At 61.5% G+C, this 17,405-nt stretch carries 30 protein-coding genes, 1 tRNA gene and 1 pseudogene; 19 read left to right on the top strand and 13 right to left on the bottom strand.

Annotated elements, in window-relative coordinates:
• Positions 1 to 539: 539 nt before the first annotated feature.
• The gene (locus I6F36_RS06900; RefSeq protein WP_225125497.1) at positions 540 to 686 is read left to right on the top strand and encodes a hypothetical protein; all 147 of its coding nucleotides are present in this window, start codon (positions 540 to 542) and stop codon (positions 684 to 686) included.
• Positions 687 to 726: 40 nt separating this feature from the next.
• On the opposite strand, the gene I6F36_RS06895 is transcribed toward I6F36_RS06900, so the two are convergent.
• The 4 genes and pseudogenes from I6F36_RS06895 to I6F36_RS06880 all read right to left on the bottom strand — a co-directional run bounded on the left by I6F36_RS06895 (position 727) and on the right by I6F36_RS06880 (position 3,345).
• On the bottom strand, positions 727 to 1,596 hold the full coding sequence (locus I6F36_RS06895) for an STM4504/CBY_0614 family protein (protein WP_225171187.1): 870 nt from the start codon (positions 1,594 to 1,596) through the stop codon (positions 727 to 729).
• A 7-nt stretch (positions 1,597 to 1,603) separates the two neighbouring features.
• Positions 1,604 to 2,551, bottom strand: coding sequence for an NAD-dependent epimerase/dehydratase family protein (locus tag I6F36_RS06890; RefSeq protein ID WP_225125493.1), 948 nt, complete (start codon positions 2,549 to 2,551; stop codon positions 1,604 to 1,606).
• 202 nt (positions 2,552 to 2,753) lie between these two features.
• Positions 2,754 to 3,040: pseudogene (locus tag I6F36_RS06885) on the bottom strand (type II toxin-antitoxin system RelE/ParE family toxin).
• Positions 3,037 to 3,345 carry a type II toxin-antitoxin system RelB/DinJ family antitoxin gene (locus I6F36_RS06880; RefSeq protein ID WP_225113584.1) on the bottom strand — a complete coding sequence of 103 codons (309 nt, stop codon included), beginning with the start codon at positions 3,343 to 3,345 and terminating at the stop codon, positions 3,037 to 3,039. The pseudogene I6F36_RS06885 and the gene I6F36_RS06880 overlap by 4 nt, the downstream one beginning before the upstream one ends.
• Positions 3,346 to 3,532: 187 nt before the next feature.
• Here I6F36_RS06880 and I6F36_RS06875 point away from each other — a divergent pair, with 187 nt between their 5' ends.
• Complete coding sequence (locus I6F36_RS06875; protein WP_036033381.1) at positions 3,533 to 3,733, top strand: hypothetical protein; 201 nt, start codon at positions 3,533 to 3,535, stop codon at positions 3,731 to 3,733.
• Complete coding sequence (locus I6F36_RS06870; RefSeq protein ID WP_225125492.1) at positions 3,733 to 3,996, top strand: hypothetical protein; 264 nt, start codon at positions 3,733 to 3,735, stop codon at positions 3,994 to 3,996. The genes I6F36_RS06875 and I6F36_RS06870 overlap by 1 nt, the downstream gene beginning before the upstream one ends.
• Positions 3,997 to 4,000: 4 nt before the next feature.
• On the opposite strand, the gene I6F36_RS06865 is transcribed toward I6F36_RS06870, so the two are convergent.
• Positions 4,001 to 4,153: a hypothetical protein gene (locus I6F36_RS06865; protein WP_225125491.1), complete on the bottom strand. Its 153-nt coding sequence runs from the start codon at positions 4,151 to 4,153 to the stop codon at positions 4,001 to 4,003.
• A 58-nt stretch (positions 4,154 to 4,211) separates the two neighbouring features.
• Entirely contained in the window at positions 4,212 to 4,403 is a 192-nt protein-coding gene (locus I6F36_RS06860; RefSeq protein WP_225125490.1) for a DUF3072 domain-containing protein, read from the bottom strand.
• A 98-nt stretch (positions 4,404 to 4,501) separates the two neighbouring features.
• Here I6F36_RS06860 and I6F36_RS06855 point away from each other — a divergent pair, with 98 nt between their 5' ends.
• On the top strand, positions 4,502 to 4,735 hold the full coding sequence (locus tag I6F36_RS06855; RefSeq protein WP_225125489.1) for a hypothetical protein: 234 nt from the start codon (positions 4,502 to 4,504) through the stop codon (positions 4,733 to 4,735).
• Positions 4,732 to 4,956, top strand: coding sequence for a hypothetical protein (locus I6F36_RS06850; protein WP_085974320.1), 225 nt, complete (start codon positions 4,732 to 4,734; stop codon positions 4,954 to 4,956). The genes I6F36_RS06855 and I6F36_RS06850 overlap by 4 nt, the downstream gene beginning before the upstream one ends.
• Positions 4,957 to 5,067: 111 nt before the next feature.
• Here the strand turns inward: I6F36_RS06850 and I6F36_RS06845 are convergent, their stop codons facing one another.
• On the bottom strand, positions 5,068 to 5,328 hold the full coding sequence (locus tag I6F36_RS06845) for a hypothetical protein (RefSeq protein WP_036022977.1): 261 nt from the start codon (positions 5,326 to 5,328) through the stop codon (positions 5,068 to 5,070).
• Between the two features lie 138 nt (positions 5,329 to 5,466).
• Between I6F36_RS06845 and I6F36_RS06840 the strand changes: the two genes are divergently transcribed.
• The 3 genes from I6F36_RS06840 to I6F36_RS06830 all read left to right on the top strand — a co-directional run bounded on the left by I6F36_RS06840 (position 5,467) and on the right by I6F36_RS06830 (position 7,342).
• Entirely contained in the window at positions 5,467 to 6,036 is a 570-nt protein-coding gene (locus tag I6F36_RS06840) for a DUF1236 domain-containing protein (RefSeq protein WP_225125488.1), read from the top strand.
• A 129-nt stretch (positions 6,037 to 6,165) separates the two neighbouring features.
• A complete protein-coding gene (locus I6F36_RS06835; RefSeq protein WP_225125486.1) occupies positions 6,166 to 6,378 on the top strand; it encodes a DUF2934 domain-containing protein in 213 nt (70 codons plus the stop codon).
• 736 nt (positions 6,379 to 7,114) lie between these two features.
• Entirely contained in the window at positions 7,115 to 7,342 is a 228-nt protein-coding gene (locus tag I6F36_RS06830; protein ID WP_035999684.1) for a hypothetical protein, read from the top strand.
• A 57-nt stretch (positions 7,343 to 7,399) separates the two neighbouring features.
• On the opposite strand, the gene I6F36_RS06825 is transcribed toward I6F36_RS06830, so the two are convergent.
• Complete coding sequence (locus I6F36_RS06825) at positions 7,400 to 7,702, bottom strand: hypothetical protein (protein ID WP_225125485.1); 303 nt, start codon at positions 7,700 to 7,702, stop codon at positions 7,400 to 7,402.
• Between the two features lie 115 nt (positions 7,703 to 7,817).
• Positions 7,818 to 8,309 (bottom strand): hypothetical protein, encoded by a 492-nt coding sequence (locus I6F36_RS06820; RefSeq protein WP_225125483.1) that lies wholly within the window; start codon positions 8,307 to 8,309, stop codon positions 7,818 to 7,820.
• 272 nt (positions 8,310 to 8,581) lie between these two features.
• Here I6F36_RS06820 and I6F36_RS06815 point away from each other — a divergent pair, with 272 nt between their 5' ends.
• From I6F36_RS06815 to I6F36_RS06810, 3 genes are all read left to right on the top strand, one after another.
• Positions 8,582 to 8,878, top strand: coding sequence for an HU family DNA-binding protein (locus I6F36_RS06815; RefSeq protein WP_008558895.1), 297 nt, complete (start codon positions 8,582 to 8,584; stop codon positions 8,876 to 8,878).
• A gap of 402 nt (positions 8,879 to 9,280) precedes the next feature.
• Positions 9,281 to 9,415 carry a hypothetical protein gene (locus tag I6F36_RS39670; protein WP_260347228.1) on the top strand — a complete coding sequence of 45 codons (135 nt, stop codon included), beginning with the start codon at positions 9,281 to 9,283 and terminating at the stop codon, positions 9,413 to 9,415.
• A 485-nt stretch (positions 9,416 to 9,900) separates the two neighbouring features.
• Complete coding sequence (locus I6F36_RS06810; protein WP_035999739.1) at positions 9,901 to 10,098, top strand: hypothetical protein; 198 nt, start codon at positions 9,901 to 9,903, stop codon at positions 10,096 to 10,098.
• Between the two features lie 13 nt (positions 10,099 to 10,111).
• Here the strand turns inward: I6F36_RS06810 and I6F36_RS39665 are convergent, their stop codons facing one another.
• A complete protein-coding gene (locus I6F36_RS39665; protein WP_035999737.1) occupies positions 10,112 to 10,237 on the bottom strand; it encodes a hypothetical protein in 126 nt (41 codons plus the stop codon).
• Between the two features lie 77 nt (positions 10,238 to 10,314).
• Complete coding sequence (locus I6F36_RS06805) at positions 10,315 to 10,545, bottom strand: hypothetical protein (protein WP_036022988.1); 231 nt, start codon at positions 10,543 to 10,545, stop codon at positions 10,315 to 10,317.
• A 283-nt stretch (positions 10,546 to 10,828) separates the two neighbouring features.
• Here I6F36_RS06805 and I6F36_RS06800 point away from each other — a divergent pair, with 283 nt between their 5' ends.
• Positions 10,829 to 11,113: a hypothetical protein gene (locus I6F36_RS06800; protein ID WP_036045604.1), complete on the top strand. Its 285-nt coding sequence runs from the start codon at positions 10,829 to 10,831 to the stop codon at positions 11,111 to 11,113.
• A gap of 98 nt (positions 11,114 to 11,211) precedes the next feature.
• Here I6F36_RS06800 and I6F36_RS06795 read toward each other — a convergent pair whose 3' ends face one another.
• Complete coding sequence (locus I6F36_RS06795) at positions 11,212 to 11,376, bottom strand: hypothetical protein (protein ID WP_167361660.1); 165 nt, start codon at positions 11,374 to 11,376, stop codon at positions 11,212 to 11,214.
• Between the two features lie 253 nt (positions 11,377 to 11,629).
• On the opposite strand from I6F36_RS06795, the gene I6F36_RS06790 reads away from it, so the two are divergent.
• The 5 genes from I6F36_RS06790 to I6F36_RS06770 all read left to right on the top strand — a co-directional run bounded on the left by I6F36_RS06790 (position 11,630) and on the right by I6F36_RS06770 (position 14,932).
• Positions 11,630 to 12,391 (top strand): NAD-dependent protein deacetylase, encoded by a 762-nt coding sequence (locus I6F36_RS06790; protein ID WP_225171186.1) that lies wholly within the window; start codon positions 11,630 to 11,632, stop codon positions 12,389 to 12,391.
• Positions 12,392 to 12,589: 198 nt separating this feature from the next.
• Positions 12,590 to 13,252 carry a cold-shock protein gene (locus I6F36_RS06785; RefSeq protein ID WP_157284234.1) on the top strand — a complete coding sequence of 221 codons (663 nt, stop codon included), beginning with the start codon at positions 12,590 to 12,592 and terminating at the stop codon, positions 13,250 to 13,252.
• A 115-nt stretch (positions 13,253 to 13,367) separates the two neighbouring features.
• Positions 13,368 to 13,853 carry a DUF192 domain-containing protein gene (locus I6F36_RS06780; RefSeq protein WP_035999663.1) on the top strand — a complete coding sequence of 162 codons (486 nt, stop codon included), beginning with the start codon at positions 13,368 to 13,370 and terminating at the stop codon, positions 13,851 to 13,853.
• 92 nt (positions 13,854 to 13,945) lie between these two features.
• Positions 13,946 to 14,022: transfer RNA gene (locus tag I6F36_RS06775), tRNA-Pro, on the top strand.
• 715 nt (positions 14,023 to 14,737) lie between these two features.
• Positions 14,738 to 14,932 carry a hypothetical protein gene (locus tag I6F36_RS06770; RefSeq protein ID WP_036027955.1) on the top strand — a complete coding sequence of 65 codons (195 nt, stop codon included), beginning with the start codon at positions 14,738 to 14,740 and terminating at the stop codon, positions 14,930 to 14,932.
• A 12-nt stretch (positions 14,933 to 14,944) separates the two neighbouring features.
• On the opposite strand, the gene I6F36_RS06765 is transcribed toward I6F36_RS06770, so the two are convergent.
• The gene (locus I6F36_RS06765; protein WP_036027956.1) at positions 14,945 to 16,117 is read right to left on the bottom strand and encodes an OpgC domain-containing protein; all 1,173 of its coding nucleotides are present in this window, start codon (positions 16,115 to 16,117) and stop codon (positions 14,945 to 14,947) included.
• A gap of 253 nt (positions 16,118 to 16,370) precedes the next feature.
• Here I6F36_RS06765 and I6F36_RS06760 point away from each other — a divergent pair, with 253 nt between their 5' ends.
• Positions 16,371 to 16,676 (top strand): ETC complex I subunit, encoded by a 306-nt coding sequence (locus tag I6F36_RS06760; RefSeq protein ID WP_024337795.1) that lies wholly within the window; start codon positions 16,371 to 16,373, stop codon positions 16,674 to 16,676.
• A gap of 213 nt (positions 16,677 to 16,889) precedes the next feature.
• On the top strand, positions 16,890 to 17,384 hold the full coding sequence (locus I6F36_RS06755; protein WP_225171185.1) for an Lrp/AsnC family transcriptional regulator: 495 nt from the start codon (positions 16,890 to 16,892) through the stop codon (positions 17,382 to 17,384).
• Positions 17,385 to 17,405 lie beyond the last annotated feature (21 nt).

Here is a 17,405-nt window from a genome sequence, read left to right as displayed (position 1 = left end):
AATAGCAGGAAAATGCAGCGGGGGCACTGCCATACGTGCCGCTGACGTGCGGGTAAAACTCGCTTTGTTTTGATGGCGCTATTGCGGAGTTTGGAGGCGGTAGTTAGTCGAGCCCCTGACTGTGGCCGCACCCCTCTTGAGCCCTCGGGCGGGGGGAGGCATGGCGCCGAAGGCGGGGCGTTCGGTAACTGTCAAGAGAGTGGTCGAGAATGAGTGGGGAAAACCACCGCATTCCCTTAGCTGTGGACAGGACGAATATCCCGGATAACTCAGACGCAGCTACGCGCGCACGCGAACCCAGTGATATTGGTTGGCCGTGAGTTTGCGCTGTCTCACCGGGACGTGACCGGCATCCGTATAGGCCCGGCTTCGTACCGAATCCGAAAACATTAAAATGGCGCCAGGCGAGGTGAATCGCCTGACGCCTGGGGTGGAGATCCCGAAGGACTCTCCGCCTGAACAACTGAGGTTCTCGCTCCCCCCAGGCGCCCTGTCAATCCCGCGAGACATCGGTTCTCGCTACCAAAAGGTGTGCCCTGATGAAACGTACCCGCAAGATCACCATTATCGAGGAAGTCGAGGTAATGCCCTCGGCGCGGCCGCCCAGCGGTCGCGAGCGAGGCCCTTGGTATTTCATCGTTCGTATCGGGTTGGCGATTGCAGCGATCTTCCACGGAGGGCATTAGCCTGCTTGCTCGGTCAGGGTCCGAAGTAAGGGCGCCGCTACTAAGGCAATTTCTTTTCAGCCTCGCTGAGGAAGAGAATAGTTGAAGCAGTCATGTGCAGCACGTAGGACACCAACTCCTCGGGCGGTTCATTATCCGGCAGTGTTCCCGCCCCATGGCCCCCTTGACGGTTGCGAGCGGTGGGAATGCCCGATGAAAGGATGTTTCTCACGCCGGTGAAATGGTTCTCCCAATATGAGGGGATCAAACCATTATCAAGACAGGTCCGAACAAGCTCGGACGCGGTGGAGCGATTGGGGTCAAAGGGCCATCCGCGCTTATGACAGATGACCTTCATCGTGCTCTCGAAGGACTTTGCACAGTCAACCAAAGCTTCTTCATATTTTCCATGCCGGTAATGATCGAAGGCACTGAGAAATTCATCCTGCGCGTTTCTGAATTCCGCTCCTCGCAGAACGGCCAGCGAGGGGACCACTGCCTCGGCATGGACAAACTCAGAGTCCATCCGAATGATCTGACGATTGACAAATTGATAGCCGACGCCGTGCTCCTTAAAGCGGATATTGAGTTCTTCGATAGCCTCGGTGGCGATCTGGTCCGACCTCTGCCGATTAGGCGCATCGGCGTATATTTTTTCGACATCGTCGTACTCGTGAGAAAGAACCTTGAGACGAGTAAGTTGGGTCACAATCTTGTTGGCCTTATCAACGATCCCGTCTGTCAGCGTAGTGGCTGACAACGTGCATTCCTTATAAGATTTGAGATACCAACCTCCTGCGGCTATTGCGGCAGAGATTATCGCCAGGAATGCTCCACTGTTTACGACAGTGAACAAGCGGCGATACCTTGGTTCTTGTAGAACTTCAAGTGCGTCGGGATTTTCCTCTGGAGGCATCTCGTGCGCGTTCATGTTCAACCTACAAATGAATCAAATGGAAGGGTGTAGTATTCCAAAGCTGCAACCAAAATAGAAGCCCTCCTGAGAGGGCTTCATTGGCGGTGGGCCCCATACATCGAACTGATCGCAGGTGGAGAATCCCAAATCCAGGCATCAGCTGGCTACGAAGGATCCATACGGCGCCTGAGACTGTCTTCAGTCCAACACCTAGCTGACTGCGTGCGCCAGCAGCCGAGCAGCGTTGTGAATCCACTGACCGCGTTGAATATTGCGGCGCAAAGCGCGCCGGTTGGGCTTGATCTGCATCACGTTCGAAGCAGCTCCGCCATCTCTTTCCAATGATAGATGCGCACCTTCCCGGTTTGATGCCCCGCGCGGCTTGGGCGATGGCGTGCGCGATGTCGTTGCCGGTGAGCCCGCGATACCGGTCGGCGGGACCGAGGAGCAGCGGATTGAGCACGCCCCATATCGCGGCGATGAGGCGTTCACGCGGGCGATCCTCGTCGCGCGCGCCGAGGATCATTGAGGGGCGGAAAATATGCGTGTGCTCGAAATCGAGCGAGAGAATGTCCCGTTCAACTTCGCCCTTGGTCCTGAGATAGAACACGCTGGAAGCGGCGTTGGCGCCAACGGCTGTGACCAGAAACACCGACCGCGCGCCATTCGCCCTGGCAATCTCGGCTGCCAACACCGGATAATCATGATCGATCTTGTAGTACTCGGCCTCGTCAGGCGTGTGCTTGCGCGTCGTCCCCAGCGCGATGAAGATCTCGTCCGCAACCAATTGGGATTTAAGTGCGGGCAGGGAAGCGAGATCGCCGATCAGCACCGTGAGCTTCGCATCGCTCACCGCCAGCGGCTTGCGGGCCACCGCCACAACCCGCGAATAGTCCGGACTGTCCAAGAGATCGCGCAGCAAATGCGAGCCGATGAAGCCGGATGCGCCGAAGACAAGTGCGGTTTTCATTCAAGCCACCGGTTTGCGTTGAGAGACCAATGCAAGTTGATGAATGCAGATCAGGAGGCCCAAGGCAACTTGGATTAGCTCGTGGGATGGGTAGAGCACTTGCGAAACCCATCATGTTTCGTAACGAGGCGCTCGATGGGTTTCGCTCCATCCTACGCGCTGTCAGTTCATGGAGCCCTGACAGCTTTCCGCAGCCTCAATCTTAGGGAAGCTCATCGGGCCACTTCTGGGCGCCGTGCAGGACGCGCAATATCCGGATCGAGCTTTCCGTTACGGTATAGGCCGCGACGTAGGGAGTGCCGACAATGACGAGCTCGCGTGTGCCGGCGACACGGCCAGGCGCCCACTTTCGGGAAACTCGACAAGTCGATGCGCAGCGGCAGCGATCCTCTCGTCGAGCGCTATGGCTGCCCGAGGATTTTCAGCGACGATGTGGGTGAAGATGCCGTCGCGGTCCGACAGCGCGAACGCGGACCAGACGAGCTTCACGACTTTGGTTCATCCGCCCTGCGCCGAGCCGCCGCCCGCCGCTTTGCGAAATGCGCTTCAGCCTGTTCGTCGGAGGTATCGGGCCGGGTATCGTTCAGCGCCTCCAGAACCTTCGCGCGAAACCAGGCGTCATGAGCCTTGCCGTTCGTGAGGAGCTCGAGCGGTAGCGCGCCCTCATTGGCAGTCCGGGTGAGCAGGATGCGGACCGCGTCCGACACCGTTAGCCCCATCTCCTCAAGGACGGCCGAGGCGCGATCACGGACTTCGGCGTCGATGCGGGTCTGAACAAGGGCATTTGCGGCCATGTTACTTTCTTTACTTTCTCCGAAGCGATACGTCCAAGGTAATTCAATTGAATGACGAGTGCAAGGCGCCCGCGGGAGCGCGGCGCGGTAAGCGTGCTGTGTCATCGCCTATCGGCTCGCGTTCGGCCGATCAGCCACCGCGATGACTGCTCGTGAACCCCGCCAGAGCTGGCGCCGACCAAACGCCATGGCCGCACTCGTTGCAGAACTCCTGTTCGATCTCGTCAGAACCCTGGTGGGTAGCTGGCTGAGACAGGCTGCGGTGGCCATCTGTGCGTGGCTCGATACGAAGATTCACGGCCGCGCGGCACGCTTTGTCGTGGGCGGGCTACTCGGGATCGCCGCCTTTTTCCTCATTCCTGTTATCGCTGGCCTGCTGGGTCTTTGATGCCCTGGCTGAGGACATATCTCGTCATCGCATTGGCCGTGGGGGCGCTCGTCTCGACGGTGCTCCTCGTCCTAGAGCCGCTGACCGACTTCGCGTTGCTTTGGCTGGAGTGGCCGGGCATCAGCGCAGCGTATTTTTTCCGGGGAGCGGTCGGAGGATCGAACCTGCTCGGCATCGGCATTGCCTGGGTCGTGAATGCGCTGACCTATGGTTTCGGTGCTTTCGTCATTCTCAGCGCCTTTAGGGTGTTGAGGGACGCATGATCCCTCACGCCGTCTCCTGGTCATCCTTCGCGACGATCTCGACTTCGAAATAGCCCATGTCGCGGAGCTCGGCGGCTTTCTTCTCGGCCGCTTCCTTTGTGTCTCGCTTCAGGATGATCTGGCCCGCTCCATCGCGGGCACAAACGAAATAAGGCATTCTCGATTCCCAATTTCGTTTGCATACGCATCGAGCCGGGTTCCCGCAACCGGACGGCTCACTCGTCCAGCCCAGCCTTTTGCCGCATCTTGTCGATCAGCTCGGAGGCCTCGGCCTTGGTCAGCTCGTCCGCGGGCGGGCTCTCGTGCGCCTGCTCGGCGAGGGTCTTGAGATAGGATTCCTGGGCTCCGGTCATCGGATCGTCGCCGGAAACCCAGTCCTTCGGGTCCTTTTGAGTGTTATCAGCCATCGCACATCTCCTATTCCGCTTTCCGTAGAACGTCGGACTCGACTCTTCGTTCCGTTTTTGTTCTCATGGGCCCTCTCTAGAATTCGCGAGGCGGAACAATGCCGGACCTGGACTATCTCAGGCGGGAGATCGAACGGATGCGCATCCAGATGGGCAGGCAGCGGAAGGAGATCCTCCAGCTGCAACGGGCGGGGATCGGCACGGCTTCGGCGCAAGCGCTGCTGTCGCGGATGGAGGCGAAGGTCGAGAGCCTGTGCACCGAACGCGACGCGCTGAAGGCGGCAGAGCCGCGCCAGACCAAGGGCAGGGTGCTCGGCGGGAGGACGTGGTGAGCAGGCGGTGGTTCGATGACGAGCGAGACCTGTCGCCCTTCCTGACCGCGCTCGAGGACGTTCGCCGCAGAGCGACGCGGGAAGGGTGGTGCTATGCCCACGTCCAGGCCATCATCGTCGCCATCGACCAATACGCGGAAGCGGCGACGGGCAACCGCGAGTATTTCCTGAACAAGCCGGTTTCGATCGGGGACAACCGCAAGGCCGCGGACATTCCGTGACTGGCGCTGCGGTCTCTGCTGCTGACGTCGGGCGGAGCCGTCGATGCAAGTTGGGCTGCAGCCATGCGCACTCCGTCGCCGGATCGACGTGGCCGCAGAGCGTCGTGCCGACTAGCCCGTGGGACTGATGTTCGGATCATCCGGTTCAGGCAACACGCCGCAACCGGGTGTCTTCTCCGTGTCGGTCAGCTCCGGCGTGGCGTGCGGACCGGCAGGGTGTGGCCTGCGTTCGGCCGAGGCATCCGCCGGGATCGACTGCAGCCTGGTTTCCGAGTTGCTCTGCATTGCTTCTGCCTGACTTGGTTCGAGCGCGAGCGTTCGCGGCGCGAGGCGGGCGATTGACTCACCGCCCTTCAGCCGGCCGTTGCGCAATTGCGGTTGCTGTCGGTACGCCGGTGCGGACGCAACGTTCCAATTTCAAGGACGTGCTCCATTCAGAGCCGTCGCTGAAGCTGTAGGAACGGAGAAGCAAGGCCCGGGTTGGCCCGAAGCAACTGGAGGCATCTCACGATGGTCAAGGATCTTCCTCGGGACGAAGAGCGAGAAGGCACACGCAAGCTGATGATGTGGGGATCGGCGGCCGCTGCAATCCTCTTTGTGGGCTTCGGGCTGTGGTTTGCGGCTCCCCAAATGTTCGGCGTGACCGACTACGTTGGACGCCCCTCGACCGGCGCGGACAACAGCGCGCCTGCGACCACGGTCGGCACGGGAGTTCCAACACAACGCGACGCAGTCAGCACCGCTGCCAAACAAGATCCCGCTGCAAATGAGGATTCGAGCGGCGCTCGCGCTCGCCAGATCAAGGAGAGTAGCCAGCCGGCAAACCTCACCGCGCAACAACGCGAGCAGCTGCGCTCAGTCCTTTCGACATCGCAAAGCCCCGCAATGGATCGGCCGAATTTCGAGATGATGATCGGCACCTCGGTCCCGCGGCAGACCGAGACGGCGGACCTGCCGCCGGAGGTGACGCAGATCCTCAACGGGTTCTGGGGAGATCAGTACCTGATCGCGGGGAAGTCCCTCGTGATCGTCGATCATCATTCCCGCCGCGTCGCTGCGATCATTGCCGACGTGCGATGACGTCCGCGTTTCGCGAAGACGTCAGGGCCCGCAGGCTCGTTGCGATGTTCCGGCTCGGGGAACGTTGGTCGCTTGAGAGCTTGTTAACCGACCGCGCCCAGGATGCCGCTCCGAATTGGAGGGACATCGATGTCAGACCTGGAACAAGCGATCCGCGAGCGCGCATACCAGATTTGGATGGAGAGCGGTGGGGCGGACGGCCACGCCGAGAGGCATTGGCTCGAAGCCCAGCGCGAGGTTCTTTCCGCCTCGCTTGCCGCAGTCGCGCGCGTCTCGAAAGTCGGCGCCGAAAAGCCGAAGGCGAAGCCGGCAGGTGCGCGAAAGAAGCGCCGCGCCGCCTGACGCGTGCAGTCGCTCGGTCGTGACACGCGCGCGCATGCAAGCCATAAGCACGCGCGTTGTCGTCGCCCCGGACTAGCGGGGTGAGACGGAGGAGGGCGCTGACCTCGCACGCCCGGGCGAAGCGGTCCTGCTTCGCGGCGAGGCAGCCGCACGGCTCTTGCCGGACTTCGGACCAGTTCTTGGTGTGATCCCGTTCTGCTCGTCGAACTGCTTCAGCCAGGCCGCGATGTATCGCGGGTCGTCGGGACAAAGCCGCTCGAGCAAACGAAGGTTCTGCGCTCTGAATTCCACAAGGGTTTTCGGCATCACGGCTCCTCAAAACCCTGCCCGTCGCAAAAAGTGCGGCCGGACGGCCGCCGGGTCAACGGCAAAGAGCGCTTGAAATCCCGGGCAAGCTGATGCAGCGCCAAAAGCGAAAACCCCGCCCTTTCAGGAGCGGGGTTCTCTGTCGAGGTGAAGCTTAGGGACGCTTCAACTGTAAGACGCGCGAGCGGCAAGAAAGTTCAAAAGAACATGCGCCAGCTTCGCTGGAGTGGGGAGGCGCTCGCGCCGGGCCATTACAAATCGTAAGTCGGTTGAAAATCGACGCCGAAAAACTATCTCTGCGTCAGGCGGCAGCGTAACAAGCCGCCCCTCAACTGACACCCAGCCGCCGCGCTCAGAAAAAGGCGAAGCTGGGTCCTTTGACATTCTCCCGCTTAAGGTCCCGCCTCATTGGCCTCAGAGGCAAACGTCGATGGCTGCCCGCACCTATAACCACGAACGCTGGTCGGAAGACGACGACCGGCTGCTTCGATCCATGTGCGAAACGGGAAAGAGCCTCACGCTGATGATCGTGAAGCTCAAGCGTCCCATTGCATCGATCAGGTCGCGTGCGATCGAGCTTGGCATCAATCTTCCGGGCACGCGCATCGGTCTGCGACGGAAGCGGCGAACAGCCCGCACGCCCAGACAAAGCCGCTGAAGCGACCACGACAATTCCGCCGCGCCGCTCTACGCGAGCGGAGCGGCTGAACGATGCTCAGGCCGCAATCCGCTGTTCGACCGGCGCCGTCAGGAACTTGAGCGCTTCGGCGTGGGCGAGATCCGGAACCGCGATCGCCGTGTGGCTGTACATCGCGTGTGTGCGCGACGTCGCGATCTGGTCCAGGATCCCCTTGCCCTTGATGACGTGGAGGCCCATGCCGTCATTGACGGGGAAGATCGCCAGCACCACATCGTAGGCCGCGATCACGGCTCTGAGCGCCTCGGCCTTGTCTTCGGCGACATCTACAAAAACACGAACATCTGCCGCGAGTTCACGCAGCTCGTTAAAATCCAGCACTTTGAGGATACTCCAACGCAACCAACCTGACAGAAGCTTGGTCGCGTTAGGTTACTGAAGCGTCAACAACGGATCGCCGGCCACAAGTTTCACGAACGAGGAAGCGCGATGCGATCTAGCGCTTGGCGTCCTCCTTGCGCAGCCTGGCTTCGGCGGCCTCGTCGACGAGAGTCAAGTTGGCGCCGTCATAGCTCAGCTTGAAACCGCGGCCGACGATCCAGATCCAGCCTTCCCGGTCCTTGATGGCCGAGGCGTTGAACTGCTCGGAAATCGATTTGACGGCGGTTTCCTGCGATCCCGGATTGTTCAGCGTCGCATTGACGCGCCAGATCGGATGCCTGGGATCGGTCTCGTCGCCGTCGACGGCGACCTTGGCGCCGTTGATGTCGCATGTGAGCGTGTACGGACCTCGGCTCGGCCGGCAGAGATAGTGGCGTCGCGCGACGAGCTTGTTGGCCTCGTCGAATGTCATCCCGGGCGAGAAGCCGAACATGTCGGACTTTTTCACGAGGGCGAAGGACGCAGGCTTCAAGAAGCTAGGCTGGATCGCGACGAGGGCTGCGACGGCGACCACGATCAAACCTGCGATGACGATAGCGACCTTCATCAGAACCCCATCAGATACCTTTCCTGGCTTATAGCAGCCGCGGCGCTGTGCCAGGTTCGAGAAATTGCGGGTCCTAAAATTGCAGGTCCTCCAACGTCTTGCACGGGAAGTCGGGAACCTCGCGGAGCCCGTGCTTGCGTTTTTGGCCTCGATAGGGTCTAAGCCCGATCGCTTCATGACTTCTGGCATGAATCAGCAGCGCGCACTCGCGGGTCCGGCCGCGTCCCCAGCAGCAGAATTGCTCCGCGCACCCATTCAAAGGAATTCAGACCATGGCGAAGATGACGAAGACCCAATTGATCGATGCAATTGCCGAGGGCACGCAGCTTTCGAAGAACGACGTGAAGTCGGTGATCGAGTACATGGCGACGGTCGGCTACAAGGAGCTCAACGAGTCCGGCGAGTTCGTCATTCCCGGCTTCGTGAAGATGTCGGTCGTGAACAAGCCGGCGACCGAAGCCCGCATGGGCATCAATCCCTTCACCAAGGAGCCGATGCAGTTTGCGGCGAAGCCCGCCAGCAAATCGGTCAAGGCCTCGCCGCTGAAGGTGGCCAAGGACGCCGTCTGACGTGCCGGCGATGTCGGTGCGGTGGGCTCATTGACGCGCCGGCGCAGCAATCGGGGGGCGAGGCTTCGTTCCCTCACCATCCTCATCCGCTTCACAAGAAAAAGCCCCGCGCTTTCGCGCGAGGCTTTTCTGGCTGACGGCGTTGGGATTTCAGCGCCTGGCCGACAGCCATGGCTTTAACCTAAAGTTGAAATCGCAAAAAGCAACAGCGCCGCCACGACGGAGTATGTTCGTCAGGCGGCGCTGCCGTGTAACTGGGCGCTGAAATCCCCAGCTTCCATAGGTGCTTGCCGCGCCGAAAAGGTTCAACGCCGCCCCCACCAAAATTTTACGTCCGGGGCTGGACTTTTTGTTCTCATTTTGTTCTAGGGAGGCGCCTTGATGGACCGTTGGAGGTTGCTCATGACCGTCGAAAAACAGCGCGAAGTGATCAGGCTCTGGAACGAGCTCAGAAAGGTCGAGGGCCCTGCGGCGGAGGAGCTGCGCATCCAGATCCTCGAATGCTTCTCGAAGGAGAAGCCGAAGCGGGCCGCCTGACTTTGTCGACGCCACGCGGCAACGCGCAAGCGCGATCCGCTCCGAGGGTTCGCGCTTGGTCTCTCGCCGCGCTGCTTGCCGGCGAAGAGTCTTCTCGAAGTTTTGTCGATGAAGAGTCTTGTTGCAGAAGAGACTTGTTGCAGAAGACACTCGTCGAAGAAGGGTCCTGCCGCGTCGATGGTGTGAGCGTGCGCGCTTTCATCGATGGTTAGGAGTTGCTCTCCGCGCATTCTTGCGACTCCGATTCGTTCTTCGCGAACGAAACGGAGTCGAAGCTGGAACAAAGCCGGGCGTTCTTGCGCGCTCTCGCCGCGATGGTGCCGGATGCGTCTGGCTAACGATAGCTTATGCGGATGCCGATAACCCTATTCGGTTAGGTTAAAAGCCCAATCGCGTTGCGCTTGCTGCGGCTTGGGGTAGGTGTTCGGCAAAGACAAGCAAGAAACGCCTTTGCCGAAAACGATTTGCCCAAGCAGCAATTTGCCATGATGCCTTTTTCAACTCCGTCCTTTTTCCAAGGCGACCGGCACACCTACCGGCGCGTCGCCGTCGTCGGCACGCTGTTCTGCCTTGCTTTCGTTGTGATCAGCTTCTCGCTGCGGCCGCAGGCCGAGGACACGCGCGTTGCGGTCAAGGCCGACCGGCTGGTCCGCACGGCAGGCCAAGCCGCGCGCGCCAACTAACGCCGCGCGCCAATTAACGCTCGTCGCCGCAACGGCGGTCATCGGCCCGCGCCTGCGGGGATCCGGCGCCGCGCGAGGCGAGCGCCACGAAGCCGGCATAGCCGGACAGGTTGAGCAAGACTTCGAGCCAGGCGGGCATATCTCTTTCTCTCCGCTCAGCAGGGAACGGACTCAACGTCCGCGCGCATTCCTGGTTCCATACTCCTGCGAAGAAACTCAGAGCCGGGTGGTCGGGTCGAGCCGGCGGCCGAGGGTCGCGACGGATTCGCTCGACGGCTGCTCCTTGAGGAACTCGGCGATGGCCTGCGCCAGCTCGCGGTCGCTCATCGGCGTCGGCGGCGGGCGCAGCGTGCCGACACCGAAGCTGCGGACGATCTCGTCGTAATGTTCATCCTCGGATTTTGGAACCAATTTGCGGATACGGGCCAGCAAAGCGGATAAGGGCAAACTCTCCTCCATGATTGTCGTCCCCGATGGCAACCGTCATGGTCTGCTGCCATCTGCTCCCATGAAACTGAAAACCCCGCCAGCACCGCGGAGATGCTGACGGGGTCTTCGTGCTGTCGCCTCGACCCGGATGGCGGAGGCTCCCGCACTTGAGAGGCTAACCCCCGTCTCGCCGTTTCGTTCCCGCTTCATCGACATTTCTCGCCTGCGGGCTGGTTCCATCCATGCGGCAACCATCGCAGGCGCTCGCCGTTGTCTCGGCGACACGCGAAGGAGGACAAGCATGAAGAAGACACTGGCAGTTCTGGCCACCATCGCGGCGGTTGGTGTGACCGCGGTCGCGGCGCCCGCGCCGGCTGAGGCGCGTGGCCGCGGCGGTATCGGCCCGGGCCTCGCGTTCGGCCTCGCCGCCGGCGCGATCACCGCGGGCGCAGTCGCGGCTTCCCAGCCCTATGGCTATTACGGTCCCCGCTACCGCTACTACGACGGTCCCGCCTATTACGGACCGGGTCCGTACGCCTATTACGGCGGGCCGTACTACCGTCACCACCACTACCGTCATTGGTAGTCGGCGAATAGCGAAAAGCCCGGAGCGGAGCTCCGGGCTTTTTTCATTCGCAGGTCTTGTTTACTCGCCCATTTTCGCCCTTGCCGACGCGATGATGCCTACGGCCAGAGCGAGGGCCGCTCGACCTTGCGGGCATTCTCCAGCGTCGCCACGAAATATTCCTCGCGCTCGCGCTTGAACTTTTCCTGCGTGGCACGGAAGGCGGCGACACGGGCGGCGATTTCTTCGCGTTCGCGCTCTTTGCGTTGTTCGTCTTCGGTCATGTCAAATCCCCTCTACACCTGAGTATGTGCACATCCGAAACTCAAGCACTGCCGCCGCAATCACGTTGAGTCGCGTCAACACATCCATTGGCACTTCCGAATGGGGCGTCAATGGGGAGGAGGCATTGCAGGATTGTGATATGCGAAGGTCGGAAGAAATTGCCGAGTGCATTGCATTGGCGCTTGATAAGAGCGTCAACGATCTTGTCGCTTGCGCATGTTGCTGTCAGGCCAAACTATTCGGGAGGCGCGATTGATCGCATCGGATCTTCAGAGCGGTATCGAACGGCTCGGCGACATGATCGCCGAGGCCAGGACCATCGTGCCGTTCACCGGTGCCGGCATCTCGACCGAATGCGGCATTCCCGACTTCCGCTCGCCGGGCGGAATTTGGACGCGTAACCGTCCGATCCCGTTCGACGAGTTCGTCGCGAGCCAGTCAGCGCGGGACGAATCCTGGCGCCGCCGCTTTGCGATGGAGGAGGTCTTCGCCGCAGCGAAGCCCGGCCGCGGCCATCGGGCGCTGGCATCGCTCTACCGCGCCGGCAAGGTTCCCGCCGTCATCACCCAGAACATCGACAACCTGCACCAGGCCTCCGGCTTCGCGCCGGAGCACGTGGTTGAGCTTCACGGAAATACCACCTATGCGCGCTGCATCGGATGTGGGCAGGTTTACCCGCTCGACTGGGTGAAGCGCCGTTTCGATGACGATGGCATCGCGCCCGACTGCACCGCCTGCGACGAGCGGGTGAAGACCGCCACGATTTCCTTCGGGCAGATGATGCCGGACGAGGAGATGCAGCGCGCGACAGCGCTGTCGCAGGCCTGCGATCTCTTCATCGCGATCGGTTCCTCGCTGGTGGTCTGGCCGGCGGCCGGCTTTCCGATGATGGCCAAGCGCGCCGGTGCACGTCTCGTGATCATCAATCGCGAGCCGACCGAGCAGGACAACATCGCCGACCTCGTCATCCACCACGACATCGATGAGACTCTCGGGCCCTTTGTCGGCAATTGAGGCATCAATTTGATTCGCGGCTGTGCAAGCTGTTCATAGGTTCCGGCGAATCTCTTTTTTGTCTATGCGTCGCAACCGGGAGTGTTATCTTTTGAGTCGAAAGATTCGCGTCGCGTCGAATTGAGAACATTCTCTTAAGACGCGTGATTCGAGCGCCGCCAATGTGGCGGGTTGCATGGCAGTGTGGGGTCCGGGGTTATGGGGTCGTCGGACGGATTTGAGTCCAAGAAGCTTGGAGTTCCCGGACAGGGCACCTCGCCAGGGCGATTGACGCCGGGCGAGCACGGCGGAGCCGGCCGCGACAATGCGCTCAATCCCTTCACCGGATTGGGCGAAGCCAGCGCCAACCTCGTCGAGGTCACCGGCGTCATCAAATGGTTCGACGCCTCCAAAGGTTACGGCTTCATCGTTCCCGACAACGGCTGGCCGGACGTGCTCCTGCACGTTACCGTGCTTAGGCGCGACGGCTTCCAGACCGCTTATGAGGGCGCCCGCATCGTCGTCGAGTGCATCCAGCGCGCCAAGGGCTACCAGGCCTTCCGCGTCGTTTCGATGGACGAGTCGACCGCGATCCACCCGGCGCAGATGCTGCCGCCGCGCACCCATGTCACGGTCACCCCGACCAGCGGGCTGGAACGGGCCCAGGTCAAATGGTTCAACCGGCTGCGCGGATTCGGCTTCCTGACTTGCGGCGAGGGCACGCCCGACATCTTCGTGCACATGGAGACGCTACGCCGCTTCGGCATGACTGAGCTGAGACCGGGCCAGTATGTGCTGGTCCGCTTCGGGCCCGGCTCCAAGGGCATGATGGCGGCCGAGATCCATCCCGAGACCGGATCGCCGGGATTGCAGTCGCACTAAGGCTATGACTTCCAGCAATTGTGAGCAGAGGCGCGCTGCAAGTTCGGCGCGCCTCTTCCTTTTCCGGCGGTCGCCGCGTAAGGACTGATTGAAGTCCCACGCCGCGAGAGCCCCGATGAATTCTGATCGAAAGGCCGCCTGGTCCGCTCTGAAGGGCTGGCTGGCCGCCATCCTCGTCATCGCCGGCTGGGCCGTCGCCGGCGCGCCGGCCGGCGCCGCGAGCTTCCAGCCGCTCGAGATCGTCACCAAGAACGGCGTGCAGGTGTTCTCGGTCGAGATGGCAACGACCCCGGAGGAGAAGGAGACCGGCCTGATGTACCGCAAGGAATTGGCCGACGGCAAAGGCATGCTGTTCGACTTCAATCCCGAGCAGGAAATCTCGATGTGGATGAAGAACACTTATGTGTCGCTCGACATGATCTTCATCCGCGCCGATGGCCGCATCCTGCGCATTGCGGAGAATACCGAGCCGTTGTCGACGAAGATCATCTCCTCCCGGGGACCCGCCCGGGCCGTGCTGGAGGTGGTGGCGGGGACGGCGCAGAAGTACGGCATCCGCCCCGGTGATCGCGTCGGCCACCCCCTGTTCGGCGGCAAATAGGACGGGCAGGGGCGATTGCGGCCCAGGCCGGCGGCTTTGGAAAGCTTGCTGGCGCTCCGGGAAGCGTGTATCGACGGGGCTCGCCGGACATTCGGGGTATAGCGCAGCCTGGTAGCGCGGCAGTTTTGGGTACTGCAGGTCGTTGGTTCGAATCCAGCTGCCCCGACCAGTCCCGGGCGGCGCTGGCCTAGAGGTCAGCATCCAACCGGCAATGGCCAGGCATCTACGCGTCCGGCCTCCGCTTCGCGCGGAAATCAGCAAAGCCTCATCGAACCTTCGCCCGTCGCGATAGACAAATCCGTGTTGGGGATTTCAGCGCCCAATGTCTAAACGGACGCCGCCAAGCGATGAATATTCCGCTTGCGCGGCGTTGCGTTTTGTCCGCCGCGCTCGTCAGTTCGAGGCGTACCAGCCGGGCGGAAATGGCACGTACGGCCAGGCCATCTGATTGTCGTTGGCGGCTTGCGGCGGCCGTTGCGACGCCATGCTCACGATTGGCGCGGGCGGGATCACGCGCAACGCGAGGCGCAGACGCGCACATTGCAATTTCATCATTGTCGTCCCCCCAGCAATCTACTTGCTTCCAAACGTCCGATCGTCTGCAAAGTTCAGTCTTAAAATCGCCCTGCGCCGAAACGGCGCGCCCGTCCTCAAATCACGGGCATTCTAGAAAAACCGGCGCGGGCTTTCAACCAAACGCGCCGCTCCATCCCAAGAAGTAAGGTTGATCGGCAAGGTTAAAGGCGAGCGGCTGTTGCGGCCGTTTGGCTGGCTGCTATCAGGTCGGTCCCGGCTCGCGATGGGCTGTCCATTCTGTGCCACCACAGATGATTGTTCGTCGCGGCGCGCGGATCAGCCTAAGTTCTGCGCCAGCGAGTTCTGCCATGTCTATTGACCGCAACATCGGGACCATCGGTCCGCAGTCAAACTGGACCGAGATCTGGCACCTCTGGACGGTGATCGTGCCGCGCCGCTCCATCAACGGGCAGTTCGTGCTCGGCAAGGTCTGGCGCCGCCATGACGGCCGCGACTGGATCTACAAGAAGTTCACCGAGTTCGACGGCGAAGAGGCGGCCTAACTGCCGCCTCTCTCAGGCCGCCTTCGCCTCCGCAGCCGGCTTGGCCGGCGGCGGCTTCAGCGGCTTGTCCTGCTTCTTCGACCACGAGATGTAATAAGCCACCGTCGTCATGATCGCGATGCCGGCGACGCTGACGAAGATCTGCGCGAGCAGCGACCCTGAGCTCATCGACAGCTCGAAATGACCGACGAAGGACAGGAACACGCCGACGCAGAACACGGCGAGCGACTGCTGGCCACAGACGATCAAGGGGTCGAACACCTTCCACTCCAGCCCCGGCCACTCCTTCGGCACGAAGCGGATCACCAGGATCACGATCACCACGAAGTGGAGGAAGCGATACGGTGCGAGGTTGGTCTTGTCATTGGGGTTGAAGGCCGAGAACAGCCATTCCGGGAACATGCCGCCGAAGGTGGGGAAACGGCCGGCCATGGTCATGACCAGCGCGAACAGGAGATAACCGAGGCAGACCCACAGCGTAACAGGCGAATTGATCAGCGTTGCCGAGCGCCGCGCGCCGCCCATCGAGCACCAGGCGCCGAACACGAACAGCACCTGCCAGCAATAGGGGTTGAAGTACCACTGGCCGGCCGGATAGGCGTTCAGGTTCCAGCCGTAATGGCGCGCGGCGAGCCACAGCACGATCGACAGGATCATCGTCAAATCGGGCTTGCGCAGCATAAACCACAGCACCGGCGGAAACAGGCCCATCAGCACGATGTAAAGCGGCAGCACGTCGAGGTTGAGCGGCTTGAAGCGCAGGAACAGACCCTGGCGCAGCGTCTCGGTGGCGTTGTCGACGAGGCCGGCGACGTTGAACTCGTTGATCATCTCGGAATCGCCGAAGCGCAGCGCGAGATAGCTGATTGATGCGATGTAGATCACGAACAGGATGATGTGGGCGACATAGAGCTGCCAGACCCGCTTGGTCAGTCGGGTGGCACCGACGATGAAGCCGCGGTCCAGCATCATCCGTGCATAGACGAAGGAGGCGGTGTAGCCGGAGATGAAGACGAACAGGTCGGCCGCGTCGGAAAAGCCGTAGTTGCGGGTCGTGATCCAGTTCACGACGTTGTCGGGGATATGGTCGAGAAAGATCGCCCAGTTTGCGACACCGCGAAACAGGTCGAGCCGGAGGTCGCGACCCTTGTCGGGAAGTGTGGCGCTGACGTTCAGGAAGGCCATGCGTCGGGAGCTTTCAGAGAGGACAGAAGCACGGAGATCGATGAAACCGGGCCGCCAAACGGGGTCCCAGGATGAAACGCGGGTACGCAATTGTCACGGTGCAGCATAATGACTATACCGTTGGCGAGGGTTGCCGGGCCCGGAATCAGGATCAGTTCCCAACCGGCTTCTCTATACTATCCCCGAGATTTCCACCAACTGCCACCGTGACGCATCGAAATCGAACGGAAAGACCAAGAGGCCCGGACCAGTCATGACCGCACGCATTTTCAAGCCCGCCAAAAACGCGATGCAATCCGGCCGGTCCAAGACCAGGGAATGGCAGCTCGATTACGAGCCGGAGCAGCCGCGCTCGGTCGAGCCGCTGATGGGCTGGACCTCGTCGGCCGACATGAAGCAGCAAATAACGCTGCGCTTCCACAGCAAGGAAGAGGCGATCGCCTATTGCGAGCGCAAGGGCATCGCCTACCAGGTGATCGAGCCCAAGGAGTCGATCCGCCGGCCGGTTGCCTATGCCGACAATTTCTCGTTCCGCCGCGGCGAACCCTGGACGCATTGAGGGGCCATTCTCACCCGAAGCATCCAAAGTGCCGTCATGCCCGGGCTTGTCCCGGGCATCCACATTTTTGGCGGTAGACGAAGAACGTGGATGGCCGGGACGAGCCCGGCCATGAAGAAGGGAGCGGCTGGTCGCCCGCGCCTGAGAACCCTTGGCACCAATTCCGCCCCGTGCTTCGCTGCCTCGCATGACACGACCAGGACGAGGTGGGGGATGGCGGGGCGTGACCAGCTCGACGGCGTCGATCTGAAAATCCTATCCGAACTGCAGCAGGACGGGCGGGTTCGCAACAACGAGCTGGCGCTGCGCGTCGGCGTGTCCGCGCCGAACTGCCTGCGGCGGCTGAAGTCGCTGTTCAGCCGCGGCGTGATCCGGGCGGTTCGCGCCGTGATCGACGAGCGGCTGCTCGGCTACGAGGTGGTGTCGTTCGTCTCGATCCAGCTGGGCAGCCAGGCCCAGCCGGTGCTGGAGGCGTTCGAGAGCTCGATCGCCGCAATCCCGCGCATCCAGCAATGCTGGCGGATTTCCGGCGACACCGACTATCTGCTCAAATGCGTGGCCCCGAGTGTCGAGAGTATGCGGCAGCAGCTCCTGCATTTCGCCGCGATTCCTAACGTCAAGAACGTGCGCAGCTTCCCCGTGCTCGGGGTTGCCAAGGACGTGCCGCTGCCATTGCAGGAGGTCGCGGTGGCAGAGCCGGCGGGGTAAGGCTCCGAATATTCCACGATC

It is taken from the genome of Bradyrhizobium sp. BRP19 (genome assembly GCF_020194195.1).
GTDB classification, from domain to species: Bacteria; Pseudomonadota; Alphaproteobacteria; order Rhizobiales; family Xanthobacteraceae; genus Bradyrhizobium; species Bradyrhizobium yuanmingense.
The sequence above is the reverse complement of the archived record's forward strand: the minus strand, read 5'-3'. Positions and strand labels throughout refer to the sequence as shown.